The 24,947-nt window shown below is 73.0% G+C and carries 19 protein-coding genes; 12 read left to right on the forward strand and 7 right to left on the reverse strand.

Annotated features, from left to right (window positions below):
- Positions 1 to 104 precede the first annotated feature (104 nt).
- Positions 105 to 1,481, forward strand: coding sequence for an ATP-binding protein (locus tag ACZ7MX_RS03460; protein WP_472128885.1), 1,377 nt, complete (start codon positions 105 to 107; stop codon positions 1,479 to 1,481).
- On the forward strand, positions 1,478 to 2,605 hold the full coding sequence (locus ACZ7MX_RS03465; RefSeq protein WP_472128887.1) for a tetratricopeptide repeat protein: 1,128 nt from the start codon (positions 1,478 to 1,480) through the stop codon (positions 2,603 to 2,605). The genes ACZ7MX_RS03460 and ACZ7MX_RS03465 overlap by 4 nt, the downstream gene beginning before the upstream one ends.
- Before the next feature lie 153 nt (positions 2,606 to 2,758).
- Here ACZ7MX_RS03465 and ACZ7MX_RS03470 read toward each other — a convergent pair whose 3' ends face one another.
- On the reverse strand, positions 2,759 to 3,745 hold the full coding sequence (locus ACZ7MX_RS03470) for an LLM class flavin-dependent oxidoreductase (RefSeq protein ID WP_472128889.1): 987 nt from the start codon (positions 3,743 to 3,745) through the stop codon (positions 2,759 to 2,761).
- A 388-nt stretch (positions 3,746 to 4,133) separates the two neighbouring features.
- Here ACZ7MX_RS03470 and ACZ7MX_RS03475 point away from each other — a divergent pair, with 388 nt between their 5' ends.
- The 3 genes from ACZ7MX_RS03475 (at position 4,134) to ACZ7MX_RS03485 (ending at position 8,631) form a co-directional block, all read left to right on the forward strand.
- Positions 4,134 to 4,541: a chaplin gene (locus tag ACZ7MX_RS03475; protein WP_472128891.1), complete on the forward strand. Its 408-nt coding sequence runs from the start codon at positions 4,134 to 4,136 to the stop codon at positions 4,539 to 4,541.
- Positions 4,542 to 4,908: 367 nt separating this feature from the next.
- On the forward strand, positions 4,909 to 5,697 hold the full coding sequence (locus tag ACZ7MX_RS03480) for an SDR family NAD(P)-dependent oxidoreductase (RefSeq protein ID WP_472128893.1): 789 nt from the start codon (positions 4,909 to 4,911) through the stop codon (positions 5,695 to 5,697).
- Between the two features lie 48 nt (positions 5,698 to 5,745).
- Positions 5,746 to 8,631 carry a BTAD domain-containing putative transcriptional regulator gene (locus ACZ7MX_RS03485; protein ID WP_472128895.1) on the forward strand — a complete coding sequence of 962 codons (2,886 nt, stop codon included), beginning with the start codon at positions 5,746 to 5,748 and terminating at the stop codon, positions 8,629 to 8,631.
- 17 nt (positions 8,632 to 8,648) lie between these two features.
- Here ACZ7MX_RS03485 and ACZ7MX_RS03490 read toward each other — a convergent pair whose 3' ends face one another.
- On the reverse strand, positions 8,649 to 9,389 hold the full coding sequence (locus ACZ7MX_RS03490) for a DUF6333 family protein (protein WP_472128896.1): 741 nt from the start codon (positions 9,387 to 9,389) through the stop codon (positions 8,649 to 8,651).
- Between the two features lie 223 nt (positions 9,390 to 9,612).
- Between ACZ7MX_RS03490 and ACZ7MX_RS03495 the strand changes: the two genes are divergently transcribed.
- The 4 genes from ACZ7MX_RS03495 to ACZ7MX_RS03510 all read left to right on the forward strand — a co-directional run bounded on the left by ACZ7MX_RS03495 (position 9,613) and on the right by ACZ7MX_RS03510 (position 12,678).
- The gene (locus ACZ7MX_RS03495) at positions 9,613 to 10,515 is read left to right on the forward strand and encodes an RNA polymerase sigma-70 factor (RefSeq protein WP_472128898.1); all 903 of its coding nucleotides are present in this window, start codon (positions 9,613 to 9,615) and stop codon (positions 10,513 to 10,515) included.
- Positions 10,496 to 10,960, forward strand: a complete 465-nt coding sequence (locus tag ACZ7MX_RS03500; RefSeq protein WP_472128900.1) for an SRPBCC family protein — start codon at positions 10,496 to 10,498, stop codon at positions 10,958 to 10,960. Before ACZ7MX_RS03495 ends, ACZ7MX_RS03500 begins: the two co-directional genes overlap by 20 nt.
- A 66-nt stretch (positions 10,961 to 11,026) precedes the next feature.
- Positions 11,027 to 11,638 carry a hypothetical protein gene (locus ACZ7MX_RS03505; protein ID WP_472128901.1) on the forward strand — a complete coding sequence of 204 codons (612 nt, stop codon included), beginning with the start codon at positions 11,027 to 11,029 and terminating at the stop codon, positions 11,636 to 11,638.
- A 167-nt stretch (positions 11,639 to 11,805) separates the two neighbouring features.
- Positions 11,806 to 12,678 (forward strand): DUF4231 domain-containing protein, encoded by an 873-nt coding sequence (locus ACZ7MX_RS03510; RefSeq protein WP_472128903.1) that lies wholly within the window; start codon positions 11,806 to 11,808, stop codon positions 12,676 to 12,678.
- Between the two features lie 23 nt (positions 12,679 to 12,701).
- Here the strand turns inward: ACZ7MX_RS03510 and ACZ7MX_RS03515 are convergent, their stop codons facing one another.
- Both ACZ7MX_RS03515 and ACZ7MX_RS03520 read right to left on the reverse strand, forming a co-directional pair.
- On the reverse strand, positions 12,702 to 13,103 hold the full coding sequence (locus ACZ7MX_RS03515) for an SHOCT domain-containing protein (protein WP_472128904.1): 402 nt from the start codon (positions 13,101 to 13,103) through the stop codon (positions 12,702 to 12,704).
- 82 nt (positions 13,104 to 13,185) lie between these two features.
- Complete coding sequence (locus ACZ7MX_RS03520) at positions 13,186 to 14,628, reverse strand: hypothetical protein (RefSeq protein ID WP_472128905.1); 1,443 nt, start codon at positions 14,626 to 14,628, stop codon at positions 13,186 to 13,188.
- Positions 14,629 to 14,970: 342 nt separating this feature from the next.
- Between ACZ7MX_RS03520 and ACZ7MX_RS03525 the strand changes: the two genes are divergently transcribed.
- Positions 14,971 to 16,281 carry a cation:proton antiporter domain-containing protein gene (locus ACZ7MX_RS03525; protein WP_472128907.1) on the forward strand — a complete coding sequence of 437 codons (1,311 nt, stop codon included), beginning with the start codon at positions 14,971 to 14,973 and terminating at the stop codon, positions 16,279 to 16,281.
- Positions 16,282 to 16,308: 27 nt separating this feature from the next.
- Here the strand turns inward: ACZ7MX_RS03525 and ACZ7MX_RS03530 are convergent, their stop codons facing one another.
- Both ACZ7MX_RS03530 and ACZ7MX_RS03535 read right to left on the reverse strand, forming a co-directional pair.
- A complete protein-coding gene (locus ACZ7MX_RS03530; RefSeq protein WP_472128909.1) occupies positions 16,309 to 17,709 on the reverse strand; it encodes a DUF2252 domain-containing protein in 1,401 nt (466 codons plus the stop codon).
- Positions 17,706 to 18,698, reverse strand: a complete 993-nt coding sequence (locus ACZ7MX_RS03535; RefSeq protein WP_472128911.1) for a hypothetical protein — start codon at positions 18,696 to 18,698, stop codon at positions 17,706 to 17,708. Before ACZ7MX_RS03535 ends, ACZ7MX_RS03530 begins: the two co-directional genes overlap by 4 nt.
- A gap of 239 nt (positions 18,699 to 18,937) precedes the next feature.
- On the opposite strand from ACZ7MX_RS03535, the gene ACZ7MX_RS03540 reads away from it, so the two are divergent.
- Positions 18,938 to 20,269 (forward strand): diacylglycerol/lipid kinase family protein, encoded by a 1,332-nt coding sequence (locus ACZ7MX_RS03540; protein ID WP_472128913.1) that lies wholly within the window; start codon positions 18,938 to 18,940, stop codon positions 20,267 to 20,269.
- On the opposite strand, the gene ACZ7MX_RS03545 is transcribed toward ACZ7MX_RS03540, so the two are convergent.
- Positions 20,255 to 21,853, reverse strand: coding sequence for an MFS transporter (locus ACZ7MX_RS03545; protein ID WP_472128915.1), 1,599 nt, complete (start codon positions 21,851 to 21,853; stop codon positions 20,255 to 20,257). The two genes, ACZ7MX_RS03540 and ACZ7MX_RS03545, sit on opposite strands and share 15 nt — an antisense overlap.
- A gap of 291 nt (positions 21,854 to 22,144) precedes the next feature.
- Here ACZ7MX_RS03545 and ACZ7MX_RS03550 point away from each other — a divergent pair, with 291 nt between their 5' ends.
- Positions 22,145 to 24,946 carry a winged helix-turn-helix domain-containing protein gene (locus tag ACZ7MX_RS03550; RefSeq protein ID WP_472128917.1) on the forward strand — a complete coding sequence of 934 codons (2,802 nt, stop codon included), beginning with the start codon at positions 22,145 to 22,147 and terminating at the stop codon, positions 24,944 to 24,946.
- The last annotated feature ends 1 nt before the right edge of the window (position 24,947 follow it).

Raw genomic sequence — 24,947 nt, forward strand, 5'->3', positions numbered from 1 at the left:
TAGCCCACGTCACTCGATCCGCACGACGATTTACGTCACTCGCACCCGGTCGGCGGGCTCACCCCCACGGTCGCCGCCGTGACCGGCTCCGTAAAGTGTGGGTCATGTCGGCGGAATCACCCCTGATACAGAGCATGCGTGCGGCCGTTGCCGCGGCGCCCGATGACGTTCCCCTGCGGCTGCACCTCGCCGAGTTGCTGCTGACCGCGGGCCTCGGCGAGGCCGCGGTGGGCGAGGTTGCGGTGGCACTGCAGCACGCTCCCGGTGACGGCCAGGCACGGGAGTTGATGATCCGTGCGCTGACCGGCACGTCGGCAACCGGCCCCGGCGAGGCTGTACTCCCCCACCCACCGCAGCCCCCGGCGCCGACCGAGCCCGTACAGGCCCCCGCGACCGGCCCCGCCGCGGACTCCGCCTCCACCCCCCTCTCCCCCACCGTCACTTCCGATCCCCCTCCCACACCCACACCCACCACGGCCCCGCGCCCCGGTTTTGACTGGAAGGCCGCCGAGGACCAGGTGGGAGACATGGTTCCGCCCCGGTTCGTGGAGGCGCCGCTCAGTGTGGACGGCAGCGGTGATCCCGGGGAGGCGGCCGCCTGGGACGTGGAGCGACCCGGAGCCGTCCGGCTCGCCGACGTGGGCGGCATGCAGGAGGTCAAGGAGCGGCTGGAGGCCGCCTTCCTGGCGCCGTTGCGCAATCCGGAGCTGCGCCGCCTGTACGGCAAGAGTCTGCGCGGCGGGCTTCTGCTGTACGGGCCGCCGGGCTGCGGCAAGACCTTCATCGCGCGGGCCGTCGCCGGTGAGCTGGGGGCGAGCTTCCTGTCCGTATCGGTCAGCGATGTGCTCGACATGTGGATCGGCAACTCCGAGCGCAATATGCACGAGCTCTTCCAGACGGCGCGCCGCCAGGCCCCGTGCGTGGTCTTCCTCGACGAACTCGATGCGCTCGGTGGCAAGCGCAGCCGCACGCAGAGCGCCGGAATGCGCAACACCGTCAACCAGTTGCTGACCGAGCTGGACGGTGTCGAGGCGGAGGCGAACGAGGGCGTTTTCGTGCTCGCCGCCACCAACGTGCCCTGGGACGTGGACATCGCCCTGCGCCGGCCCGGCCGGCTGGACCGGACCTTGCTGGTGCTGCCGCCCGACGCGCCGGCCCGGGAGGCGATCCTCCGCTACCACCTCCGGGAGCGGCCCATCGAGAACGTCGACCTCGGCAAGCTCGTCAAGGCCACGGCCGGGCTGTCCGGCGCCGATCTGGCCCATGTGTGCGAGGCGGCGGCCGAGCACGCGCTGCTGGACTCGGCGCGTACCGGGACCGTGCGCATGATCGGGATGACGGACCTGCTGTCCGCGGCGGGGCAGGTCGCGCCTTCGACGGAGCCGTGGTTCGCGGCCGCCCGCAATGTGGCGATGTACGCGAACGACGGCGGGATGTACGACGACCTCGTGGCCTATCTGAAGAAGAGGCGCAAGCTGTGACCACTGTGCACCCGGCCGTCGAGAAGGCCCAGGCGCTCATCGATTTCGACCGCTACGACCAGGCCCTGGCCCTGCTCGCGCAGCACCTGGCCGAAAACCCCGACGACACGGGCGCCTGGATCAAGATCGGCTACTGCCACCTGAACACCGGACAGCCGGAACGAGCCCTCGACGCGGCTGCCGAGGCGCTCACCCTGACTCCCGGGGAATTCGGCGGGCTCATCCTGCACGCTCGGGCACTGACCCGGATACCCGACAGGGCGTGGCGCGAGGCGGAGCCCGTACTGCGCGAGGCGGTCCGGGCCGACCCGCACCACTGGTTCGGTTACGCCATGCTCGCCGACGCCGTGAGCCGTATGTCCATGGTCCGCCACGCCCGGGCGACCGGCGCCCAGGAACTCCGGCACGAGGACATGGCCGAGGTCCTGCGCGAGGCGGCCGACCTGGCGAGGGAGGCACTGCGACTGGGCCCCGAGGAGGTCTACGCCCACGAAGTCGCCCAGCAGATCGCCGACTTCTCGGGCAACCGGACGCTCGCCGAGCAACTCAACCGCGGCATCCTCCGGATCGACCCCACGCACGCCGAGGCCCTGGCCCGGCAGACCCGGCAGGCCGCCGAGGCCCCGGGCGTCCGGGCCGCGCAGGCCGCCGACCTGTACGCCGGCGGGCTGGCCGCCGTACCGGACTCCGCCGAGCTGCAACGCGGTTTGGACCGGGCGACGTACCGCATGCTGCGTGGGGTGCGGTGGCTCGCCCTGCTCTGCGTCGGCCTCGCCGGGGCGATGGTGGACCTGTTCGCCGTCGACGGCGAGGTGCAGCGGGAGTTGCCGCTGCCGCTCGGCCAGCGCCTGTGGTACCTCGTGCCGATGACCGCCATCTGGCTGGTCGGCGCACTGCTGCGCTACCGGCGCCGCCGCGCCGGCGTCCGGCTCAACGTGCGTTCGCTGATCCGCCGCCACGGATGGTCCCGCGTCGTGGTGGCCCAGGCGGCCTGGGCCATGCTGTGCGCCCTGCTGATCGCCGAAGTCCCCTGGACCGAACGGCCGTTGCCGCAGGTGCTCTTCTGGGCAGGGCTCGCGCCGACGCTCGCCACGGTCTGGTTCGACCGGCCCAGGAACCGCTGACGCGACGGCGGCGTTCGTCCGTGCACGAAGGGCGCGCCGCACCGGATGGGTCTCGGACGCGTCTCTCCACCATGACTGGGGTCCTGCGCCTGCCGTCCGTTCGTCCGCCGGGGCGGGAGCGACTGCAGGCGATTCCGCCGCGGCACACGGTTCCTACGGTGCTGTCGTGGCCCCCGTGTACTTCTTGATGAGTTCGTAGGAGTGGACGCGGTCGCGGAGGTCGTAGACCGGTGTGGTCAGCATCAGTTCGTCCGCTCCGGTCTCCTCGGCAAGTTGGGCAAGCCGGCGCAGGACGGTCTCGGGTGTGCCGACGGCTTGCTGGGCGCGGAAGCCGGCCAGGGCCTGCTGCTCCTGTGCCGTGAAGGGGTGGGTGGCCGCTTCCTCGGGCGTGGGGAAGGGGATCTCGCTCCGGCCCTTGAGGAGGCCCGCCTTGACGACGTTCATCGGCCCGATGCGCCACGCGGCTTCTTCTTCCGTTTCGGCGCAGACCGTCTCCACGCACACCAGCACCCGAGGGCGCTCGCTCCAGCGTGAGGGGGTGAACTCCGCCCGGTAACGCTCCACCGCCGCCCGGGTGTTGTCCGGCCGGATGTGGTGGGCGAGGGCGATCGGCAGGCCGAGGCGTGCGGCGAGTGCGGCACCCGCGGTGCTGGACGACAGCAGCCAGGGTTCCGGCAGCGGTTCGAGTGCGACCTCGTCGACGAGGAAGGACAGGGTCGCGGCCACGTCGTCGTGGTACTCGGCGTCCGTCGTCGGGCCTGCTCCGCGGCGTAGCGCCCGGGCGATGGCCTCGTCGAAGGTGCCGGGGCCGCGGCCGATGCCCAGGTCGATGCGGTCCGGGTGGAGGGCGGCCAGCGCTCCGAACTGCTCGGCCAGCATGAGGGGGGCGTGGTTGGGTGCCAGCACTCCGCCCGAACCGAGATGGATGGTCGAGGTCGAGGCGGCGGCGTGCGCGGTCAGCACGACGGGTGGGAAGGCGCCGATGGCCGGGGAGTGGTGGTGCTCGGCGTACCAGATCCGGTGGTAGCCCAGCCGTTCCATTTCCCGTGCGAAGGCGGCGGTGTCACGCAGGGTCTCCTCGGCCCGGGTGCCCGTTTGGACCATCGCGACTTCCAGCGCCGAAAGGCGTACATCGATCATGCCCTCAGCATAGGGACGCGTGTTCGATGAGATGCCTCGATCTACTGATTCGACGTCAATGAGTGACGCTGACGCTTGGGGCATCAAACCGCCGGCCTGCGCGCGTGCGGCGCCGCCGGCTGTGGCCCGGACGTCCGGGCCGCAGCGGCGCCACCCATCGATCCAGCCTGCCTCCCCGTCCGTTTTCGCCGTCAACCCTGCGAGTACCGGCAAGCACCCCGACCTACGGCGGACGCGAGCATTACTGGCCGCCCGCGTCCAGGTAGAGCACTCAGGGTGAATCGAAAGAGTGAAAAGATCTCAAACCCTTAACCAGAAGCTCACGACTGCCGAAGAGAAGTGACAGGAGGCGGTAGCGAGCCGCCGCGATCGATCGGGAGAAATTGCTATGTCACGCTTCACGCGAGTGACTGTTATTGCCGCTATTGCGGCAAGCACTGCGCTGGGCGGCATGTCGACTGCGTTCGCAGACAGTGAGGCGGCCGGCCAGGCGGTCGGATCGCCGGGAATTTTGTCAGGCAACGTCCTTCAGGTCCCGATCCACATTCCGATCAACCTGTGCGGCAACACGATCAACATCGTTGGCCTGCTGAACCCGGCCTTCGGCAACACCTGCATCAACGAGTCCCGGCGCCTGGTGCTTCTCCGCCACGACGAGCACCGTCACTTCGAGCACCACCACTACGCCAAGCACGTCGAGAAGAAGCACCACAAGAAGAAGAAGCACATGAAGAAGAAGCACCACCACCAGCCGTCCGGTGGCATCCACACCGGTGGCGGCGGCATGGCCAGCTAAAACGGGAGCCGTCCTGGGAGTGGCCCCCCGGTCACAGCACCACCCGGGATATCACTGAAGCCCGTAGCACAACACCCGGACCGGGTCGCTTCCTCCGACAGCCCTTCCACTTTCACCGGAGGAGACGGCCCGGCCCGGGCATTTTTGTGTGCCCGGGCAGTTCTTTCCGCCCGGGCACACAGGGGTGCCCGGGCAGCTTTGTGCGCCCGGGCAATTCTGCGTGCCCGGGCTGATGCGTTTCCCCTTTCCTTGCCGCAGGCCGGTGAGCGGACGGTGAGTGTGCGGTGAGGCGGCGTCGGCAGTGTGGGGGCATCGCCGGTTCCACAGAGCGGACCGGCCGCCGAGTGAGGGGCTGACGATGGCTGCGATGGCTGCAATGACGGGTGCGACGACGGGTGCACTGACGGGTAGGACGGCGTTGGTGACGGGCGGGTCCCGGGGCATCGGCCGGGCGGTGGCGCTGCGGCTGGCTGCCGAGGGCGCGTGGGTCGCGGTCCACTACGGGGACAACGAGGAGGCGGCCCGGGAGACGGTGGCCCGGATCGAGGGGGCGGGCGGACGGGCCCTCGCCGTGCGGGCCCGGTTCGGTGACGACGGCGCGGTGGACCGGCTGTTCGAGGAGCTGACGGCCGGGCTCGCGGGGCGGGGGCTGGACATCCTGGTCAACAATGCGGGCATCTCTTCGGGGAATTCGGTGGCGCAGGTGACCCGTGAGGAATGGGACCGGCTGCTCGCGGTCAACGTCACCGCACCGTTCTTCGTCATCCAGCGGGCCCTGCCGCTGCTGAACGACGGCGGCCGCATCATCAACATGGGCTCCACGGCCAGCCGGTTCGCCGTCTCCACGCAGATCGGCTACACCGTGACCAAGGCGGCACTGGAGTCCCTGGCCCCGTCGCTGGCCAATGAGCTCGGCCGACGCGGGATCACGGTGAACACGGTCGCACCGGGCGCGGTGCGGACCGACCTGACCGCCGCCTATACGTCCGTGCCCGAGGTGGTCGCCGGGCTGGAGGCGGTCACCGCGCTGGGGCGCCTCGGCGAGCCCGAGGACGTGGCCGACGTCGTCGGATTCCTGGCGGGACCGCAGGGACGGTGGATCACCGGCCGGACCATCGACGTCTCCGGCGGTACGTACCTCGGCCCGATCGTCTGACCGGTGCGGGTGGCTCACCACCCGCAGGCGCTGTGGATAATCACCCCCATGCGCTTCGGAATCCTCGGCGGGACGCTGATGTGGGGCGACGACGGGGCGGAGGTCTCCCTGGGCGGACCCGCACGGCGCGCACTGCTCACGTTGCTGCTCGTCCGGCCCGGCGAGGTCGTCCCGGCCGACCGGCTGGCCGACGGCACCGGGCCGCAGGGCACCCCGTCGCCGCACGCGTTGCAGTCCCAGATCTCCCGGCTGCGCTCGGCCCTGGGCGAGGCGGCGGCGATCGAGCGGACCGGAGCGGGCTACCGGCTCGTCGTCCCCGCCGACGACGTCGACGCCGGGCGGTTCGAACGGCTGGCGGAGCAGGGCCGGACGGCGCTACGGGAGGGCGAGGCACAGCGGGCGGCCGCCCTGCTGCGCGAGGCGTTGGAGCTGTGGCGGGGACCGGCGCTCGCCGACGCCGCCGACAGCGAGCCGGCCCGGGCCGCCGCCGCACGGCTGGAGGAGCTCAGGCTCTCCGTGCACGAGGACCGGATCGAGGCCGCGCTGCGGCTGGGCGAACACCGCGCCGTCGTACCGGAGTTGCGTGAACTCCACGACCGTCATCCGCTCCGGGAACGGCTGGCCGGGCTGCTGATGCGGGCGCTGTTCGCCGACGGCGGGCAGGCCGAGGCGCTGGTGGTGTTCGAGGAAACCAGGCGGCACCTCGTCGACGAGCTGGGCACCGATCCGTCGGCCGAACTCGTCGGACTGCACCACGAACTGCTCAAGTCCGACCCGTCCCCCTCCCCCACCGCGCCGCCCGCCCCGCTGACGGCCTTCGTCGGCCGGGCCGGCGAGGTGGCGGCGATCGCCCAACTCCTGCGCGAGGCACGGCTGGTGACGCTGACCGGGCCGGGTGGTGTCGGCAAGACCCGGCTGGCGGTGGAGGTCTGCGCGACGGAGACCGAGCAGGTCTGCTTCGTGGAGCTGGGCGCGCTGCGCGAGGGCGCGCTCGTACCGCCGGCCCTGCTGCGCGCCCTCGGCCTGCGGGAGCGGGGACTGCATGTGGCGGCCGGTGACCGGGATCCGCTGGAGCGCCTGGTCGCGGCACTGTCGGGGCGGGCGCTCCTGCTCGTCCTGGACAACTGCGAGCATCTCGTCGAGGAGATCGCCGCGTTGGCGGCGCGCCTGCTGGCGGCGTCTCCCCGGCTGAAGGTGCTGGCGACCAGCCGGGAGCCGCTGGGCGTCATCGGTGAGCACCTCCATCCCGTACGGCCGCTCGACGACGGGGCGGCCGTGGAGCTGTTCACCGCCCGGGCGCGCGCGGTGCGGCGCGGGTTCGTGCCGGACCCGCAGGCCGTACGGCGGGTGTGCCTGGCGCTGGACAACCTGCCGCTGGCCATCGAGCTCGCGGCGGCCCGGCTGCGCACGGTCGGTCTCGACGAGCTGGCGGCGCAGCTGCCCGACCGGCTCGCCGTGGCCGCGCGTGGCGCCCGGACGGTGGACGAGCGGCACCGGACGTTGCGCTCGGTGATCGCCTGGAGCTGGGAGCTGCTGTCCGAGCCGGAGATGCGGGCCGCGCGGCGCTTCGCGGTGTTCGCCGAGGGGGCGAGCGTCGCGTCCGCGGTGCGGGTGTGTGACACCGACGAGGAAACGCTGGAGTCGTTGGCCGACAAGTCGCTGCTGGAGTGGGCGGGCGGCCGCTACCGGATGCTGGCGACGATCCGCGCCTACGCCACCGAACGGCTGGCGGCCGCGGGCGAAACGGCGGCGGTGCGGCGGGCACACGCCCGGACGCTGCTGGAGCTGGCCCGCGACGCCGAACCGTGGCTGCGCCGGCAGGAGCAGCTCCAGTGGCTGGCCGTCCTCGCGGCCGAGCACTCCGATCTGCTCGCGGCCGTGCAGTGGGCGGTGGCGGCCGGGGAGGCCGGGACCGCCGCTGAGCTGCTCGCCTCGGCCTCGACGTACGGGTGGTTCCGGGGTGTCTCCGGCGCGCTGGCGCCACCGGCGGTCGCGCTGCTCGACGCCGTGGGCGACGCTCCACCGGCCGGGCACGGCGAGGCGTACGCGATCTGTGTGCTGCTCGCGGCGTCCGGACCGGCGGGCCGCGAGGTGTGGCGCCGTCACCGGACCGCGGCCGGAAGGGCCCTGGCAGCGGCGTGGTCGGGCCCCGAGGCGGGTCGCTACCCGGCCGCTCTGCTGCTCTGGATGATGCACAACGCCGGTGACGGCGACGGGCCCGCGGCCCTCGCCCTCGTCTCCGCCCAATGCGACCGGCCCGAGCCGTGGGTGCGCGCGGTCGCGCACTACGTCTCCGCCTTCGGCTTCCTCGGCAACGGGCAGGGGGAGAAGGCCGATCCGGCACTGCGTACCGCGGTGGCAGGATTCCGCGCGCTGGGCGAGCGATGGGGTGCCGCGCTGGCCCTGGACGCGCTGGCCGGTCTCGCGGGCGCGCGCGGCGCCCGCGAGGAGGCGCTCGCGCTCACCGAAGAAGCCCTCGCCCTCGCCGAGCAGTTGGGCGCCTGGGAAGACTGTGCCGACCTGCTGGTCAGCCGGGGCGACCACCGCATGGACGCCGACCCGGCCGCGGCGCGCGCCGATTACGCCCAGGCCGCCGAGTTCGCCCGACGGGCCGGCAGCGCCTCGGCCGCGGCGGCCACTCAGCGGGCATTCGGCGACCTCGCCCTCCTGGCCGGGGATCCGACCGCGGCGGAAGAGCTGTACGCACAGGCCCTGGCGCAGCTCGACCCGCACTGGATCAAGGGGCTCGGCCACCGGGTCCGGGCGCTGGCCGGACTCGGCCGCGCGGCAGAGTCCCGCGGCGACCGGTCCGAGGCCCGGGCCCACTACCAACGGGCCGCCCGGGCCGCCGCCGTCCCCGGAGCGACCCTGCCCGACGCGCTGCGCTTCCTGGGACTGCCCGAGTCGTGGGTCGAGGCGGTCAGCGGCGGATGACAGCGCGGACATGCGTGTCACTCTTCTTCGAGCCACATCTCTTCCATGTGGCCGGTGACGTCTTCGGTGTGCCGCACGCGGAAGAGGGAGGTGATGCGGCCGGTGTGGTCGAGGGGCGCGACCTTCTTGAGGGCGAGGCGGCACAGGCCCTCCCAGGAGAATTCGTGGGCGGCGGCGTCCAGGTCGACATAGGCGTCGGACAGTTCGGCTGCCGTGATGCCGAAGGCGGCGGCCACGTCGGCCGGTGAACCTTCGGCGTCCCAGTACTCCTGGCCTGCTGCGTACTGACCGGCGGCGAAGAGCCGGACCCCGCTGGGGTGGATGATCTTGTAGGCACCGTAGGTCAGCCGGTCCTCGACCGTGCACGAGGCGATGATCACCGCGTCCGGGAAGCGCTCGGCGAGGGATTCCGCTTCCTTCTCGACCGGATAGCTGCCGTTGCACTGCACGAGACCGGGGTCGGTGATCTCGGTGACGCCGCCCCAGCATCCGACCCGGACCAGTTCCAGGTCCGCGCGGGTGCCGGCGAATGCGTCATCCGTCGCCGGGACGGTTCCCAGGTCTTCGAGGACCGCGTCGATGGTGCCGAAGGACTCGGCGAACCGGCGGGCCGCGACCGGGTCGTGCGCCGGGAGACCGGTCGCGTCCGTGGGGACTCCGGGCCGGACGAGGGTGAGCTCGTATGCGCCGTACCGGACGACGTCCGCGTCCGGCGGGAGGTCCCAGAAGGAGGATTCGGTGAGTCCGGAGTCCGTCATGGGCGTCACATTAACGCTCCCGCGAACGGGCGTCGGGGCGCGGTGAGTTGGGCGCCGGGCGGTGCACCGGGGTGGTGACCGGCACGGCTTCCGCGAGCTGTGAAGCGCATCACAACGGGGGGCTGTCACGGTTTGCCGGTGCGGAGTGTCTCGATGGGCAGCCGAAGAGAGGAGCCGGGTGTGATGCCGAGGTGTCGATGGGTACGCACGGTGGGGGCGGGCCATGGCTGAGGATGCCTTCACCGCACACCGTCCGCTGCTGTTCACCCTCGCCTACGAGATGCTGGGCAGCGCGGCCGACACCGAGGACGTGCTCCAGGAGAGCTATCTGCGGTGGCGCGCGGTCGATCCGGCCGCGGTCGAGCATCCGCGCGCCTACCTGGTCCGTACGGTGACCCGGCAGGCCCTGAACCACCTGCGCGCGGTCAAGGCGCGGCGGGAGGAGTACGTCGGCACCTGGCTGCCCGAGCCCCTCCGCACCGCACCGGAGGTGGGCGAGGACGCGATCCTGGCCGAGTCGGTGTCGATGGCCATGATGCTCGTCCTGGAGACGCTGAACCCGACCGAGCGGGCGGTGTTCGTGCTGCACGACGTGTTCGGCTACACCCACGGCGAGATCGCCGCCTCGATCGGCAAGACCGAGGTCACCGTCCGGCAGATCGCCCACCGCGCACGCGGGCACGTCCACGCACGGCGCCGCCGCTTCGCACCCGATGCCGTCGCCGGCCGGGAGATCGCCCAGCGGTTCCTGCTCGCCGCGACGACCGGCGAAGTGCAAGTTCTGATGGACCTGTTGGCACCCGATGTCGTGGTGCTCTCCGATGGTGGCGGAAAGGTGTCCGCCGCCCGCCGCCCGATCGTCGGCCCCGCCGACGTCGCCCGGTTCGTCCTCGGCGTGGTCCGCACCAGCGCCGCCACGTCCCGCGCCGAGCCGGCCACGTACAACGGCATGCCCGCGGCCCGGTTCGTCACCGGCGACACGCTCGACTGGCTGGTGGCGTTCGAGATCCACGACGGACGGATCACCGGCCTCTACGGCATGCGCAACCCGGACAAGCTGCACCGCGCGGATGCGGTGTGCCCACTCGACAGAGGAGTACCCAGCCGTGGAAACCGTGACCGTTGAACGCGTCATCGACGCCCCGATCGACGAGGTCTTCGCCTGGCTCACCACGACCACCCACTACACGAGCTCGCCCTTGGTGGTGCGTTGCCGGCTGACCCGGCACGGCGAGGGCGCGCCCTACGGGGTCGGCGCGGTGCGCAGTCATCTCTGGTGGGTGGGCTGGTTCCGGGAGCGCATCACGCACTACGACCCGCCGTACGCCACCGAGTACGTCGTCGAACGCAGCCTGCCGCCGTCGAGGCACGAACTCGGCCGGATGACGTTCACCGAGGTCGACGGCGGCACCGAGGTGCGCTGGACCACCCGCGCCGAGATCCGCCTCCCGTTGCTCGGTCGTCCGCTCACCCGGCTCCTCGTACGGCCGCTCCTCACCCGCGCCTTCGGCAACATCCTCAGCGCCGCCACCACTGCGCTGACCCCACAGCCCCAACGGAACCGGGTGTGACCACCGTTGGTGCCGGGACCGAGGCCACGACCGCCGCACCGTCGGCGGTCGTGGCAGAGTGATCGCATGTCACTCTCCACGCCGCAAGGGCGAAGACGCCTCGCCGCCGCACTTCTCCTCCTGGGCGCCGCGCTACCCCTGACGGCCTGTGGTCAGCAGCGCGTCGCAGCCGGTGCGCCGAGCACATCCGCCGGTGCGAGTCCCGCCTCCCGCCCCACCCCGCCCGGGCCCGGCGCCTCTCCCTACGTGGAACCAGGGGCCCACGACGGAGCCCCGCACTACAACGAGAACAACGCCGGCCGGCAGTCCCGCGAGATGTCCCCGGCCGGCGAGAAGGACGCGCAGCGGGAGGCCCACCGCATCGAGCCGGTCCTCAAACGCCTCTGGCAGCAGGGGAAGTGGGACCCCAAGAGCGTCCGCTCGGCGATGCTCGCGCTCGGGTACGAGGAGCAGCGGACCGGCTCCAAGGGCGAGCAGTTCGGCGGGAAGCTCGACGTGCGGGGCATGGAACCCCGCTTCGAGGGCGACCGTTACGTCACGCACGAAGGCGCCCGTATCGGCCTCCGCGTCCACAACGACGCCTGCGTCACCGCGTTCGTGCAGAAGACCAACTACCAGGTGCAGGTCAACGGGCCGTACCCGGAGTCGGGTTGCTTCGAACCGCCCTTCGCGCACTGACGGCGAGGCCACTCACCGGGCAGTTCGGCAAGGCTCCTCCGGCGAAGGGAGGTCGCGCCGTCGCGGGCCACGATCGGCGTTCCCGCCCGGCCGTCTCCGATCGCCTCTAGACTTCACCTTCCTCTGGTAAGTCGGACTCACTCTGCGGGGCGGGGGGCGGGCTGCGGATGGGCGAGGTGCGCACACTCGGGGACGAGGATTTCCCGGCGATGTTCCGGTCGGCCGACACCGCTTCCCTGTCGGGGCAGCGGCGTTACCTGACCGGTACGAAATGGCGGCTGCTGCTGGCGATCGCCGCCGCGGGCTGCGCGGTGTCGAGCGCGGACGCGGCGGTGGCGATGGTGCTCCTGGCGTTCCTGGCGACCGTCTATCTAGAGGTCTGGATGCTGACCGAGCGGCCGGAGCGGGCCTGGTACGACGGGCGTGCCCTGGCCGAGTCGGCGAAGACGCTGTCCTGGCGGTACGCGGTGGCCGGCGATCCCTTCCCCGCCGACCTGCCCGCGGACACCGCGGAGCGCAGGTTCCACCAACGCCTGGCACTGCTGCTGCGGGAGGCGCCCAGCGACAGCATGGTCCCGGTCGGCTCGATGGCCGCCACCGAGGTCATGGCCGAGCTGCGCCGGGGCCCGTTCGCGGACCGCAAACAGGCCTACCTCACCGGACGCATCGCCGATCAACAGCAGTGGTACGGGACCAAGGCCACCATGAACATCACCCTCGCCCGCCGCTGGCGGATCGGCCTGATCACCATCGAGGGGCTGGGCGTACTCGCCGCCGTACTGCGCCTGTTGAAAATCATCCCGTTCGACCTGCCCGGCGTTCTGGCGGCGGTGCTGGGCGCCGGGGCCGCGTGGTTCGCGGTCCGGCAGTACGAGTCGCTCGGCCGGGCCTACACCTTCGCGGCGACCGAACTGAGCATCGTGCACCAGCGGCTGACCGCGGTGCACGACGAGTCAGGGTGGGCGCAAGAGGTGGCCGACGCGGAGGAGGCCATCAGCCGGGAGCACACCATGTGGCGGGCGTCCCGCGGCGCGGTCTAGAGGGCGGCCACGGCGGCCGCCCTCTAGTGCAGGATCTTTTCCTTCGCCCGTTGGAATTCCGCCTCGGTGATGTCGCCCCTGCTCTTGAGCTCGGAGAGTTTGGCCAGCCTGTCCACGTCTTCGGCGGGGCCTCCCGCCACGTCCCGGATGTAGGCGTTCATGGCCTCCTGCTGCGCCCGCGCATGGTTGATCTCGCGTTCACCCATCTCACGGCCGCGCGCGATCACGTAGACCAGCACGCCGAGGAACGGGACGAGCATCACGAAGATGAGCCAGCCGGCCTTCGCCCAGCCGTTCATCTTCCGATCGCGGAAGATGTCGACGATGATCCGGAACAGCAGGACCAGCCACCATATCCACAGGAAGATCCACATCACGGTCCAGAAGGCACCGAGGACCGGATAGTCGTACGCCAAGTACTCCATCGCTCTCTCCTGATCACCAGCCGAAAGACACCAGTGGTACGCCCTCACCGTCGCGCCCGCCGGCCGCCGACGGCATCACCCGCTACGGGCGAACCGGCGGGTCGGGCGGGGAGTCGTCCGCACGGGGGCCGGGGCCGGGTGGGGAGTCGTCCGCACGGGTGCCGGGGCCGGATGGGGTGCCGGCCGGCGCTGGTGCCGGTGGGGCAGCGGACGGCGGAGTACCGGTTGCGGCGAGCACGCCCAGCAGCACCAGCACGACGAGGACGATGCCGAGGACGAGGGCGACCGAGGCCGGTGTCGGGTAGTTCCACAGCACCAGGACCAGCGCACCGATCGCGATGACGATCCCGGTCGTCCAGGCCCGGTGGGCATCCAGCCACCGGCCCACTCCCCCGGTGCGCACGCCGACGTGGGCGAGCCGCCTGCCGGCCGCGCCCGTGGCCCTGGCGGTGCCGGAGCGTACCGCGCGGGCCGGGCGGCCGGGTCCGTAGAGGTAGGCGGCGATCGCGGTGATCACGGCGACCACGAACACCGTCCAGGTGCTGTTCCGCAGGAAGCGCACCAGCGTGTCGAAGACGGCTGCCGCGGCCTGCTGGGTCTGGGTGCTCGGGGGCACCGAATCCAGGTACTGGCGGCGCGCGAACGCGATCCCGACCACGAGCAGCAGCATCAGCACGGCGAGTCCGACGCCCGCCGTCAGCAGCGTGGCCCGGTGGGCCGGCGCCGTCCACACCGCCAGCACGACCAGCACCAGGACCGTCACGGGCAGCCAGACACCGACGATGTCGAGCACCATCATGGCGTTCTGCGCCTGCTGGAGCTTGTCCGTCTTCAGCAGGACGACCTGCCGGTCGACGTCGGGGATGTACTTGGCCTTGTCGAAGCCGCGGTCGATGAGCCGTTGCTGGACCTTGTCCACGACGGTCCCGATGTTCAGGACGACGGTGTTGCCGCGGGCCTGGATCGCGCTGTTGCCCTCGCCTGTGAGGACCTTGACCACGGCCGCATGGGCGCGCAGGTTGGCGGCGTCCCAGACCTTCGCGAACTCCTCGCTGGTGACCACCTTGTAGACCACTTTGTGGACCACGTCGGTCACCGCGTTCTCCAGCGGGCCGCCCAGTCGCCTGGTCTGGTTGACCACCACGGGCGGCGCGTTGCGCTGGGCGAGCGACTTGGCGAGGGCGTCGGTGACCCGTTTGACGTCGAGCTCCTTGACCACGTCGTTGGTCAGCCTCGTGGTCACCGCGTTCTGGATCGCCGGCTCACGGGCCAGCGGGGCGACGGTCTGCACGTAACGGTGGGCGTCGGAGACCTGGGACTGCGCCCAGGCGGCCACGGCACCGAGCGGAGCCAGCAGGAAGGCCAGGACGAGGAGGACGGCCGCGCTGGCGGTGCGCAGCTTCCGGTGTTGTACGTGCGAGGCGCGCCGGAGCCGCTCGTACTCGTGGCGCTCGGCGGAGCTGAGGGGGCGGCGGTCCTCCGGGCGGTCGGGACCGTTCGGGCCGGGGGTGGCGGACGTGGACATGCGCGGCTCCTCCCTGGCCGGCCCTTGCCCTGAGGCGCCCGCACGGGGTCCCGCCCGGGCGCGGCCCGCAACTCGGGGGCGCGGGCCAGCAGAATTCCCTCGTAGGCTGCCGCGTCCGGGCAGGGCGGCCATCACCCGTTCCAGGTGGCCTTGGCGCTGCCGGCGGGGCGGCAGCCGCCTCCACTCAGGGGACTCGGCCGCCGGGCGCCGCCCGTGCTGCGGCCCGGCGCGGGCTGCCGACGTTACGCTCCGTGCGACCGCGAAACCCGCGAGCGAACAGGCGGGCCGGAGCCCACGGTGCCCGAGGCCCGGCACCCGCCGCGCCCGGCCGAAGGAGCACAGGTGAGCGGAAACGGCGGGTGGGCCATCGCTGCGGTAGCCGCCGTCACCGGCGGATACGCTCTGGTCTCCCGGCGACTGGCCGCATTCTCGGTATCGGCCCCGATGGTGTTCACCGCGGCCGGCGTGGTCATCGGTCCGGTCGGTCTCGGGCTGCTCGATCTGAAGCACGACGCCGGCCCGGTGCTCACCCTCGTCGAGGCGGCCCTGGCGCTGGTCCTGTTCTCCGACGCCGCCACCGTGCGCTCCGAGGAGATCCGCAGCGGCTGGTTCTTCCCCGCCCGTCTGCTCGCCGTCGGACTGCCGTTGACGATCGTGGGCGGCGCCCTGCTGGCGTGGGCACTGCTGCCGGGGCTGAGCGGCTGGGAAGTGGCGCTGGTCGCCGTGATCCTCGCGCCCACCGACGCGTCCGTGAGCAAGAGCGCGGTGTTCGCCCCGCGCATCCCCGCGGTCGTGCGGCACGGGCTCAACGCCGAGTGCGGCCTGAACGAGTGCCTGGTCCTGCCGCTCTTCGCCGTCCTCCTCGCCGGGCTGCCCGGGACGGCGGCCGCGCACCAGGGAGTACTGGGGACTCTCCAGCGGGTGCTTCTGCTCAGTCCCGCGCTGGGGCTGGCGGTCGGTGGCGTCGGTGGGTGGCTGCTGCTCCGGTCGCGTGCCGCGGACCGGATCACTCCTGACTGGCGACGCATCCTTCCGCTGGCCCTCGCCACCGGAGCGGGCGCGCTCGCGGCGGTCACGGAGGGCAGTCCCTTCGTCGCGGCCTGGGTGGCGGGCTTCGTCTTCTCGGTGGCCCTGCGCCCGGCGGCCCGGCCCGGCACCGGTCGGGACGGCGAGGACGGCACCCTTGATGCGGTCGAGCACCTGGCCGCGCTGCTGGCCGCGCTGAGCTTCCTGGTCTTCGGCGCGGTGCTGCTCGGCCCCGCGCTCACGCGTCTGAGCTGGCACGCCGTCGGCTACGCGGTGTTGAGCCTGACCGTCGTCCGGCTGCTGCCCACCCTCCTCGCGTTCGCGGGCAGCGGGCTGCGTGCGCCCACCGTGTGGTACACCGCCTGGTTCGGTTCCCGCGGTCTGCCCTCCCTCGTCCTCGGTCTGCTCGTGGCGACCGAGGCGGCACCCGGGGCCCTGCCGACGGGCACCGTGGTCGCCCTCACCGTCGGGCTCAGCATCCTGCTGCACGGGCTCTCGTCCGTCGTCCTGGCGGACCGGTACGGGCGGTGGTACGAGGGAGCCGCGGCCCGCCGGCCGTCGCTCCGCGAGAGCGTGACGGACCGGCTGCTCGACGAGCGCCGGCCGGCCGAGTGGAAGAGCGAGTGACCACGGCGCGCCGGCGGGCCCCGGCGGTCAGTCCGGCCGGGCGGTGATCCGGCCGCGGTGCACGGCCTCGGCGAGTGCCCGGAAGTCGCGCTCGTTCTGGTCGGCGTAGGTTTCGGCGAACTCGGCCAGGGCCCGGTCGAAGACGTCCTTGCCGCCCAGGTAGGCCGCGATGGCGATCCGGTCGCCGGACCGGGCGTGGGCGCGGGCCAGTGTCGCGCCGCACAGCTCGCCGTAGAGCCGCATCCGGCCGGGCGGCATCCGCTCGGTGTGGGCGCTGCCCTTCCAGTCGTGCAACTGCCGTACGTAGAAGTCGCGTTGACGCCCGTCGATGCCGGTAACGCGTTCCCAGCCGAGGAAGATGTCGCTGACGGACTGCATCAACTGCTGGCCGTGCACCACGCGTTGGCCTTCGTTGGCGTACCCCGTCGGGTCCGTGAACGGCGCCAGGACCGACGGGCCGGCCTCCTTGGCCTGCAGGAACAGGGGGTCGTCGGCGTCCCTGCCGAGCAGCAGCACGATCCAGCATCGGGTGCCCACACTGCCGACACCCACGACCTTGCGGGCCGCGTCGACCATCCGGAACTGTCGGAGGAGGTGCCGGCGGTCGGCGGGGAGGCTCTGGCCGTAGCGTGCGACGAGGAGGCGGAGGTGTCCTTCGAGTGCGGCGCGGTCGGTTCCGGTCATCAGGTCGCCCAGCGGGACGATCAGGGGCGGGTCGGCGGCTATCCGCCGGGTGCCGTCGACGACCTCGGTGAGCCGCTCGAAGGACTGCAGGTGATCGCGGCTGTGTGCGGTCTCCAGCGTCCGGGCGAACCGGCGGCGTCCCCGCTTGCCGAGCCGGTCGGCGAACAGCACGCGCAGGTCATCGGTGCCGGACCGGGCGTACCACACGTCGAGGTGGCGCATACCGGCGAAGCCGCGCATCGTCTGCCGGTAGGAGCGGACGGTGGCACGGACGACGTCCCGGCGCTGTTCGGCCGCGAAGCCGTTGGCGCGGCCGGCGATCGCCATGCTGGCGGCCAGGCGTTTGACGTCCCACTCCCACGGGCCGGGCAGGGTCTCGTCGAAGTCGTTGAGGTCGAAGACCAGCTGGCGCTCGGGCGAGGCGTAGAGCCCGAAGTTCAGCAGGTGGGCGTCACCGCACAGCTGGGTCTCGATCCCGGTACACGGGCGGGTGCCGAGGTCCGCGGCCATGAGGGCCGCGGCGCCGCGGTAGAAGGCGAACGGCGACTCCAGCATCCGCCCGTAGCGGAGGGGCACGAGGTCCGGCACGCGTCCGGCGCTCTGCCGGTCGAGCGTCTCGACCGGGTCGGGCCGGTCCGGGCCGGGCTCGAATGCGGCGTGGGACGAGCGCGGCAGGCGTTCGCGCACCGCCTTGCCGCGCCTGGCGCGTTCGGCCGGTGTCGGGAGGGATCCGTCCGTCCTCACGGCCCGTCCCTCCCTCCGTCGGCCAGCCGTGACCGGTGCCGTACGAACCAGGCGCCGGCCGCCAGGAAGGACGCCACGACGAGGACGAGGAGGGCGGTCCCCCAGAATCCGCCGACGACCCGTACGCCGGCCAGCACGACCGCGGCGGCGGCGAGGAAGGGCACCACGGTGAGGGCGAGGAAGCGCAGGATGGCGGCGATGCCGGCCGCCCGGGGCACCCGGGTGATCCCACGCCGGTGCCGGACCCGGTCCCCGGTGGCCCCCGGGGTGTAGTACTGCACGGCTTTCGCACCGAGCCGCAGGCTGTTCTGCCGGTAGAACCACGCGAGTGCCGGCACCCAGATCAACGGCACCACCATGCCCACGAGGAAGAGGGCCGTGATCAGGGCCGTCGACATCACCCGCTGGAGTGTGCCGGGCTTCTCGCCGCCCCCGGTGATGCCGAGGATCGCCGCCATCCTGACGACCAGGGACCACCGCGTCCGGCGGGGGAGCCGGCCCCGGCCGCCCTGCGGGTGGCGCGGCACCTCGGGCAGCGCGGCCTCGGCCGCCTCGGTCGACGGGTACACGTCCTGCAGGACCAGCAGGTCCGCCACGCGTCGTTCGCTGCGGGGGTCCTGTCCGGCGAGCGCGGCCAGTTCGAGGATCATGTGCGCCTGGGCGAGCAGCGCCGCCACGAAACTGACCGGCATGAGGACCACGAAGGGCCCGCCGAGCGCGGCGCCGTCGGCGATGGTCAGCCGCGTTCCGTGGGCGATGGTGTCCCCGGCGAGCTCGGCGTCCCCGGCCTCAGGCTTGCGCTGCCTGCGCCGCTCCGTGGCGGCCGCGGCCCGCGGACCGAACCGCCGCACCGCGAAGAAGGCCAGCTGCTCGGGCATGTGCCGGGGGTCGGCCCAGATCATCGGCAACAGCGCCTGGGCCTGCACCCTCGTCGAGTCGTCCGGCCGGGCCGGCCGCGACCCGTCGGTGGTCCGTCTGCCGCCGTTCATCCGGCTCCAGTTCCTCCGCTGTCTGCGTGGCGCCGGGCCCCCTCCTCGGCCGTGGTGGTCCGGGCTGTGGTGGTGCCCCGGCGGGGGACGGCTGGTGCGGTCCGCCGCCACTGGTACGGCCTGCACCCGGCGGCACTGCCACTGTGCGGGCCGCCCGTCCGGCCTGCCTCACCCGTTGCGGGTGACGGTGGCGGCTCCATCGGGCCGCCACCATGGGGCCCATGAGCCCAGGAGAGGCCATGCGAGGTGTCGTCACGCCCGGGCGGGCGGGGCAGCGCTGGAGCGCGCGGCTGGCGATCGTGGCGAGCGCCGGCGCGGCGGTGCTCCTGCTGTCCGTGGCGGGGCTGCGGAGCCTGGTGCTGGTCGCCATGGGGATGGCGGGGCTGGTGGTTTCGGCGGCGGCCGGCTGGTGGGCACTGTCCCGCCGGGGTGTGGCGCGCGGTGTGGCGCTGGTCCTGGCCGTGCTGGCGCCGGTGGCGGTGCTCGTGTCGTATGTGGCGGCGCACCTGCTCTGGCTCGTGCTGGTCTCGTTGGGGCTGTGGGTGCTGGCCGCCGCCGCGGGCTGGGCCGCACTGCGGGCGGATGCCGTCGCGCGGGCGTCCCCCGGTCGTGCGGTCCCCCCGCCCGGGCGGGCCTTCCTCCTGATGAATCCGCGCTCCGGTGGGGGCAAGGTGGGGCGTTTCGGGTTGCGGGAGAAGGCGGAGGCGCTGGGCGCGGAGGTACTGCTGCTCGACACCGCCCGCCACGATGACGTGGCCGGGCTCGCCCGCGACGCCCTCGCCCGTGGTGCCGACCTGCTCGGTGTGGCGGGCGGTGACGGGACGCAGGCGCTGGTGGCGGCGGTGGCGGCGGAGCACGACGTGCCGTTCATGGTGATCCCGGCGGGGACGCGCAACCATTTCGCGCTGGATCTGGGGCTCGACCGGGACGACCCGTCGCAGAGTCTCGCGGCGTTGACCGACGGGGTGGAGGTTCGGGTGGACCTCGGGCGGGTCGGGGGACGCGCCTTCGTCAACAACGCCTCCTTCGGTGCGTATGCGGAGGTCGTGCAGAGCCCGGCGTACCGCGACGACAAGGTCGGCACGCTGCTGCGGCTGCTGCCGGAGGTGCTGACCCACCAGCACGGGCCCCGGCTGTCGGTCAGCGCCGGGGACGTCGGCGTCGACGGGCCCCAGGCCGTGCTGGTCAGCAACAACCCGTACCGGGTCGGTGATCGCGCCGGGCTGGGCCGTCGCGACCGGCTCGACGGGGGTGTGCTGGGCATGGTGAGCGTGACGGTCGACAGTGCGGTCCAGGCGGCCGGTCTGCTGCGCGGCCGGCATGCGCAAGGGCTGGTCTCGCTGACCGCCGAGGCCCTCGTGGTCGACGCCGACCGGCCGGAGGTGAGGGTCGGGGTCGACGGCGAGTCGCTGGCGCTTCCCACCCCCGTGCGCTGCGTCTCGGAGCCGGCCGCGCTCCGGGTCCGGGTGCCCCGGCACCGTCCGGGCGTCCCGCCGGCCCGGCCGCGGCTGGACTGGCGGCGGCTCGGCACGCTCGCCCTCCCCGCCGGCCGTGGGTCAGCCGCCGGCTGAGCGGGCGGCTTCCCTGGCCGGTCGCTCGGCGGGCAGTCGGCGGGTGAACGGGAAGGCGGCGAGCGGGACGGCCGCGGCTGCCAGGACGGCGGCCTTGAGGCTGTTCAGCTGCGCCGTGGCGTAGGAGTCGACCAGCGCATCGGTCTCGGACGGCGGCAGCCCGGTGCGTTCCGCCGCCGCGCGCACATGGTCCGTGCTCACGAAGCTGACCCCGGCCTCCATGGCGATGCCCGCCTCGTGACGTGCCGCGTCGGAGATCTTCGGGTTGTCCTCGATCTGCGTGGTGAAGGCACTGACCAGGGCGCCGATCAGCAGGGATCCGATGAGCGCGGTGCCGAGGGACGACCCGAGGTTCTGCGCGGTGTACTGCAGGCCGCCCGCTTCGCTGCGTTCGCCCTCCCCGACGCTGGACTGCACGATGTTGCCGAGTTGCGAAGCGAGCAGTCCCATGCCGAGGCCGAGGACGGCCATCGCCAGGCCGAAGGAGAGGTTGTCGATCCGGGGCTCGATCGTCGCGAGGAGCCACCCGGCCGCCACGACGAGCACGAGGAGACCGCATCGCACCACCGTGCGCGGTGCCGCGATCCGGCCGAGGAGGGGGCCGCTCATGGCGGACAGCAGCATGGCGACCGACACCGGCAGCAGGCGGACTCCGGTCTCGAAGGCGTTGAGGCCCTGGACGACCTGGAGGTACAGCGGGATGACGAAGAACAGACCGAGCAGCACGAGGTTCTGGCAGAGCAGCATGGTCAGGCCGGAGCGCAGCGGTGGGATGGCGAAGAGGGACAGCCGGACCAGCGGGTTCCGCCCGTGTTCGTACTGTCGCCGCTCCCGCCGGCAGAACAGCCACAGCACGGCGGCTCCGGCGGCGATGACGAACAGGGTCGGGGCGAAGCCGAACAGGAGGAAGGGCGGGTTGCGCGGTTTCAGCCATCCCCAGGAGCTGCTCTGCAGCACGCCCAGGACGACGAGGGCGAGCCCGGCCGCGGACAGTGCGACGCCCCCCACGTCCAGCTTGGTGCGCGGCCCCGGCGGGGCGTCCGGGATCCACCGGATCACGCACAGCATGGCGACGACCAGCACGACCTCACCGGCGAACACCAGCCGCCAGGTCAGATACGTCGTCACCCATCCGCCGAGCAGCGGCCCCACCGCGATGCCGGCTCCGGCCAGACCACCGATGACGCCGTAGGCGACCGACCGGTCCCGGCCCCGGTACGCGCCGGCGACGAGCGCCGCGAGGGCCGGGAGGACGAGCGTGGCACCGAGTCCCTCGATCACGGACCAGCCCAGGGTCAGCACCCATAGGGACGGCGCCAGCGAGGTGAGGGCGGAGCCGACCGCGTAGACGATCAGTCCCACGGTGAAGGTCCGGCGGCGCCCGAACGCGTCGCCGAGCTTCCCGCCCGTGATCATGAAGGCGGCCATGACCAGTGTGTAGAGGGTGATGACGGCCTGGATCGCGGTGACCTCGGTGTCGAAGTCCTCGACCAGCCTGCTGATGGAGACGTTCATCACCGAGGTGTCCAGCACCATCAGGAACTGCGCCGTCCCGAGCACGATCAAGGCCCGCCATCGCTGCATGCCTGCACCTCTCCGCGTTCCGGTGCTCCCCGATGAGGGGCGAGCGACTCTTGATCGCACCCTAGAGCCGTCCGGTGCCCGACGGTCGCCCGGCCACGGGCGTGTCACCCGCCCGGCCAGGGCCGCCGCGCAGCCGTCGTGCGATCACCGGCCGGCGGTGGCGAAATGGACGTGCGGGGACATGACGGGCGGGCAGGGACCTGACGGGGCCGCGTTCGCCGAGCAGCCGGGCCCGGTGTGGTGCACGGGTGCGAAGGCGGGGCCGCGGGCCCGTCGCACGGTGGTGATCGGATGGCTTCGAGCGGACGCGCGCTCCCGGACGCCGGTTCGCGGACGACGCTGCCCTGGTCCGGCGATCCCCTGCTCGACGCCAAGCTGACGGTGCCCGCCGCCCCGCGGGCCCACGTCGCCAGGCACCGGCTGCTCGACGGGCTGGGTGCGGGGGCGGCCGGGCCGCTGACGCTGATCACCGGGCCGGCCGGCACCGGAAAGACGACGCTCGCCGCCGCCTGGGCGCGGGACGGCGGGCCCCCCGGGCCGGTTGCCTGGCTGACGCTCGACACGAACGACCGCACGCCGGGCGTCTTCTGGAGCTACGTCGTGGAGGCCCTGCGGCGGGCCCTCCCCCGGCTGCCCGACGGCATCGGGATGCCGTCCGCCCCCGGCGACGCCGGCACCTCCCTGCTGACCCGGCTCGCCGCCGCGACGGAGCGGCTGCCCGCGCCCGTGGTCCTCGTCCTCGACGGTTTCGAGAAGGTGGCGGGCCGGCGCGTCCCGGCCGGTCTGGAGTTCCTCCTCGACCACGCCGGGCCGCTGTGGCGACTGGTCATCACCAGCCGTGTCGAGCCCTTGCTGCCGCTCCACCGCTACCGGGCCGAGGACCGGCTCACGGAGATCCGGGGTGCCGACCTGGCCTTCACCCCGCACGAGGTGGCGGTGCTGCTGCGCCGGCACGGTCTCAGACCGCCGGACGACGTCGTACCGGCCCTCACGCGGCGCACCGAGGGATGGGCCGCCGGGTTGCGGCTGTGCGCCCTGGCCATGGGCCGGACGGACGATCCGGCCGCCTTCGTCCGCTCGTTGGTCAGCTCCGAGCAGGCCGTCTCCGGCTATCTGCTCGCGGAGGTGCTCGACGCCCAGCCCGCCGCCACGACGGACCTGCTGCTGCGCACCAGCGTGCTCGACCGCCTGCACCCGGACCTGGCGAACGCCCTCGGCGGCGCGGGTGACGCGGAGGCGATCCTGGCCCGGCTCACGCGCGAGAACGCCTTCGTCGAGCCCGTGCCCGGCACCACCTGGTGCCGGGTCCACCCCCTGTTCGCGGAGGTGCTCCGCACCCAGCTGCGGATCCGGCATCCCGATCTCGCTCCCCGCCTCCATGCCCGTGCCGCCCGCTGGCTCGCCGGTGCGGGCCGTGTCACGGAGGCGCTGGAGCACGCCGGACAGGCCGGGGACTGGCCGTACGCCGCCTCGCTCGCCCTCCGTCAGCTGCTGGTCGGGTCCCTGCTCGCCACGCCGGAGGCCGAGCGGGTGGCGGGCGCCTTCGCCGGTATGCCGTCCTCCGTGCCGGGAGCCGAACCGGCCCTGGTGGCCGCCGCGTGCCGGCTGGCGCAACAGGACCGCGCCGGCTGCCGTACGCACCTCGCCGTGGCCGAACGAGAGTGGGGCGGGCGACGCCCGGCCGGGCCGCACCCGCACCCGCACCCGCACAGGAAGGCCCCGCAGCCGGACCCGGAGGTCGCGCTCACCCATGTCCTCCTCCGGCTGCTGTGCGGGCCGGGGGACGGCGAGCGGGACGAGCACGGAGACGAGCACGGAAGGGTCGGTGAGCACGGCCCACAGGGTGGCGGGCGCGGGGACGGCAACGGCGACGGCGGAGACGGCCGACGGCTCAGGGCGGCCGAGGAAGCCGCCCAGGCCGTCTCGGACCTGCAGCGGCAGCTACCGGTCGGGCTGGTCCGGGCGCATCCCGAGGTCGAGGCGCTACGGCTGCACGGGCTCGCCCGGGCGTTCCTCGGTGCCGGTCGTCTCGGCGAGGCCCGCCGCCTCGGCGCCGAGGCCGTCGACGCCTGCACGACCGAAGCGACCCTGCCGCTGCGCCACCGGGCGCTGGGCCTGCTCGCGCTGGCCGAGAGCATCGAGGGCGCCCTGACGTCCGCGGAGGACCATGCGCTGCGGGCCCTGGCCCTCACCGAGGGACAAGGCGTCGGCCCGGACTCGGGGGCCGGCTGCCTCGCCCTGGCCGCGGTCGCGCTCCAACGGGACGAACGCGAGGACCGCGAGGCCGCGCACCGCCGCCTCGAACAGGCCCTTGCCTGCCCCGACGTGCCCGACGACCCGGTTCTGGCCGCCGAGGCAGCCGTGCTGCGGGCCCGCCTGGAACTGTCCTGCGGGCGCTGGGAGGCGGCCCTCGGCGCGCTCCCCGGTCCGGGAGCCGCCGGTGAGCGGTGGCCCGCCCAGCGGCTCGCCCTCACCCGCGCGGTCGTGGCACTGGCCCGCGGGGACCACCGGGCCGCCGTCGCCGCCGTGCACGACATCCCCGCCGACGGGCCGGCCCCCCTCATCGCCCTGGCCGGCACCCACCTCGTCGCCGGTCGCCCGGACCGCGCCCGGCGGCTGCTGGACCGTGCGTGCGGCTCCCCCGGGTTGAGCCTGCCGGACCGGGTGGCCGCACAGCTCGTCCGCGCCCATGCCGCCGTATTGGCGGGCGACCGGACGACCGCTCAGCGTCTGCTCGTCGACGCGCTGGACGCCGCCCGGCCCGAGCGGTTGCGCCGGCCCTTCATCGACGCCGGCCCCTGGCTGCGCCATCTGCTGGGCGGCATCAACGGCACCGCCGCCGCACCGGCCCGGGGCGCCTGGCTCACCGCACGGGGAGGCGCGGCCCTCCCGTACCCGGTGGCTCCCCTCAGCGGCCGGGAACGCGAGGTGCTCGGGTGTGTGCAGAGGATGATGACCGTCGAGGAGATCGCGGACGAGCTCCGCCTCTCCGTCAACACCGTCAAGACCCACCTGCGCAGCGTCTATCGCAAGCTGGGCGTCTCCCGGCGCCGGGACGCGGTGGAACGGGCCAGGGAACTGCACGTGCTGTGAG

This window comes from Streptomyces sp. NPDC107765 (assembly GCF_055657085.1).

What these genes read in the sequence shown, in the direction of transcription:
- ACZ7MX_RS03460 (WP_472128885.1), top strand. Translation starts at nt 105, where the DNA reads ATGTCGGCGGAATCACCCCTGATACAGAGCATGCGTGCGGCCGTTGCC.
- ACZ7MX_RS03470 (WP_472128889.1), bottom strand. Translation starts at nt 3,745, where the DNA reads ATGATCGATGTACGCCTTTCGGCGCTGGAAGTCGCGATGGTCCAAACG.
- ACZ7MX_RS03475 (WP_472128891.1), top strand. Translation starts at nt 4,134, where the DNA reads ATGTCACGCTTCACGCGAGTGACTGTTATTGCCGCTATTGCGGCAAGC.
- ACZ7MX_RS03480 (WP_472128893.1), top strand. Translation starts at nt 4,909, where the DNA reads ATGGCTGCAATGACGGGTGCGACGACGGGTGCACTGACGGGTAGGACG.
- ACZ7MX_RS03485 (WP_472128895.1), top strand. Translation starts at nt 5,746, where the DNA reads ATGCGCTTCGGAATCCTCGGCGGGACGCTGATGTGGGGCGACGACGGG.
- ACZ7MX_RS03490 (WP_472128896.1), bottom strand. Translation starts at nt 9,389, where the DNA reads ATGACGGACTCCGGACTCACCGAATCCTCCTTCTGGGACCTCCCGCCG.
- ACZ7MX_RS03495 (WP_472128898.1), top strand. Translation starts at nt 9,613, where the DNA reads ATGGCTGAGGATGCCTTCACCGCACACCGTCCGCTGCTGTTCACCCTC.
- ACZ7MX_RS03505 (WP_472128901.1), top strand. Translation starts at nt 11,027, where the DNA reads ATGTCACTCTCCACGCCGCAAGGGCGAAGACGCCTCGCCGCCGCACTT.
- ACZ7MX_RS03510 (WP_472128903.1), top strand. Translation starts at nt 11,806, where the DNA reads ATGGGCGAGGTGCGCACACTCGGGGACGAGGATTTCCCGGCGATGTTC.
- ACZ7MX_RS03515 (WP_472128904.1), bottom strand. Translation starts at nt 13,103, where the DNA reads ATGGAGTACTTGGCGTACGACTATCCGGTCCTCGGTGCCTTCTGGACC.
- ACZ7MX_RS03520 (WP_472128905.1), bottom strand. Translation starts at nt 14,628, where the DNA reads ATGTCCACGTCCGCCACCCCCGGCCCGAACGGTCCCGACCGCCCGGAG.
- ACZ7MX_RS03535 (WP_472128911.1), bottom strand. Translation starts at nt 18,698, where the DNA reads ATGAACGGCGGCAGACGGACCACCGACGGGTCGCGGCCGGCCCGGCCG.
- ACZ7MX_RS03540 (WP_472128913.1), top strand. Translation starts at nt 18,938, where the DNA reads ATGCGAGGTGTCGTCACGCCCGGGCGGGCGGGGCAGCGCTGGAGCGCG.
- ACZ7MX_RS03545 (WP_472128915.1), bottom strand. Translation starts at nt 21,853, where the DNA reads ATGCAGCGATGGCGGGCCTTGATCGTGCTCGGGACGGCGCAGTTCCTG.
- ACZ7MX_RS03550 (WP_472128917.1), top strand. Translation starts at nt 22,145, where the DNA reads ATGGCTTCGAGCGGACGCGCGCTCCCGGACGCCGGTTCGCGGACGACG.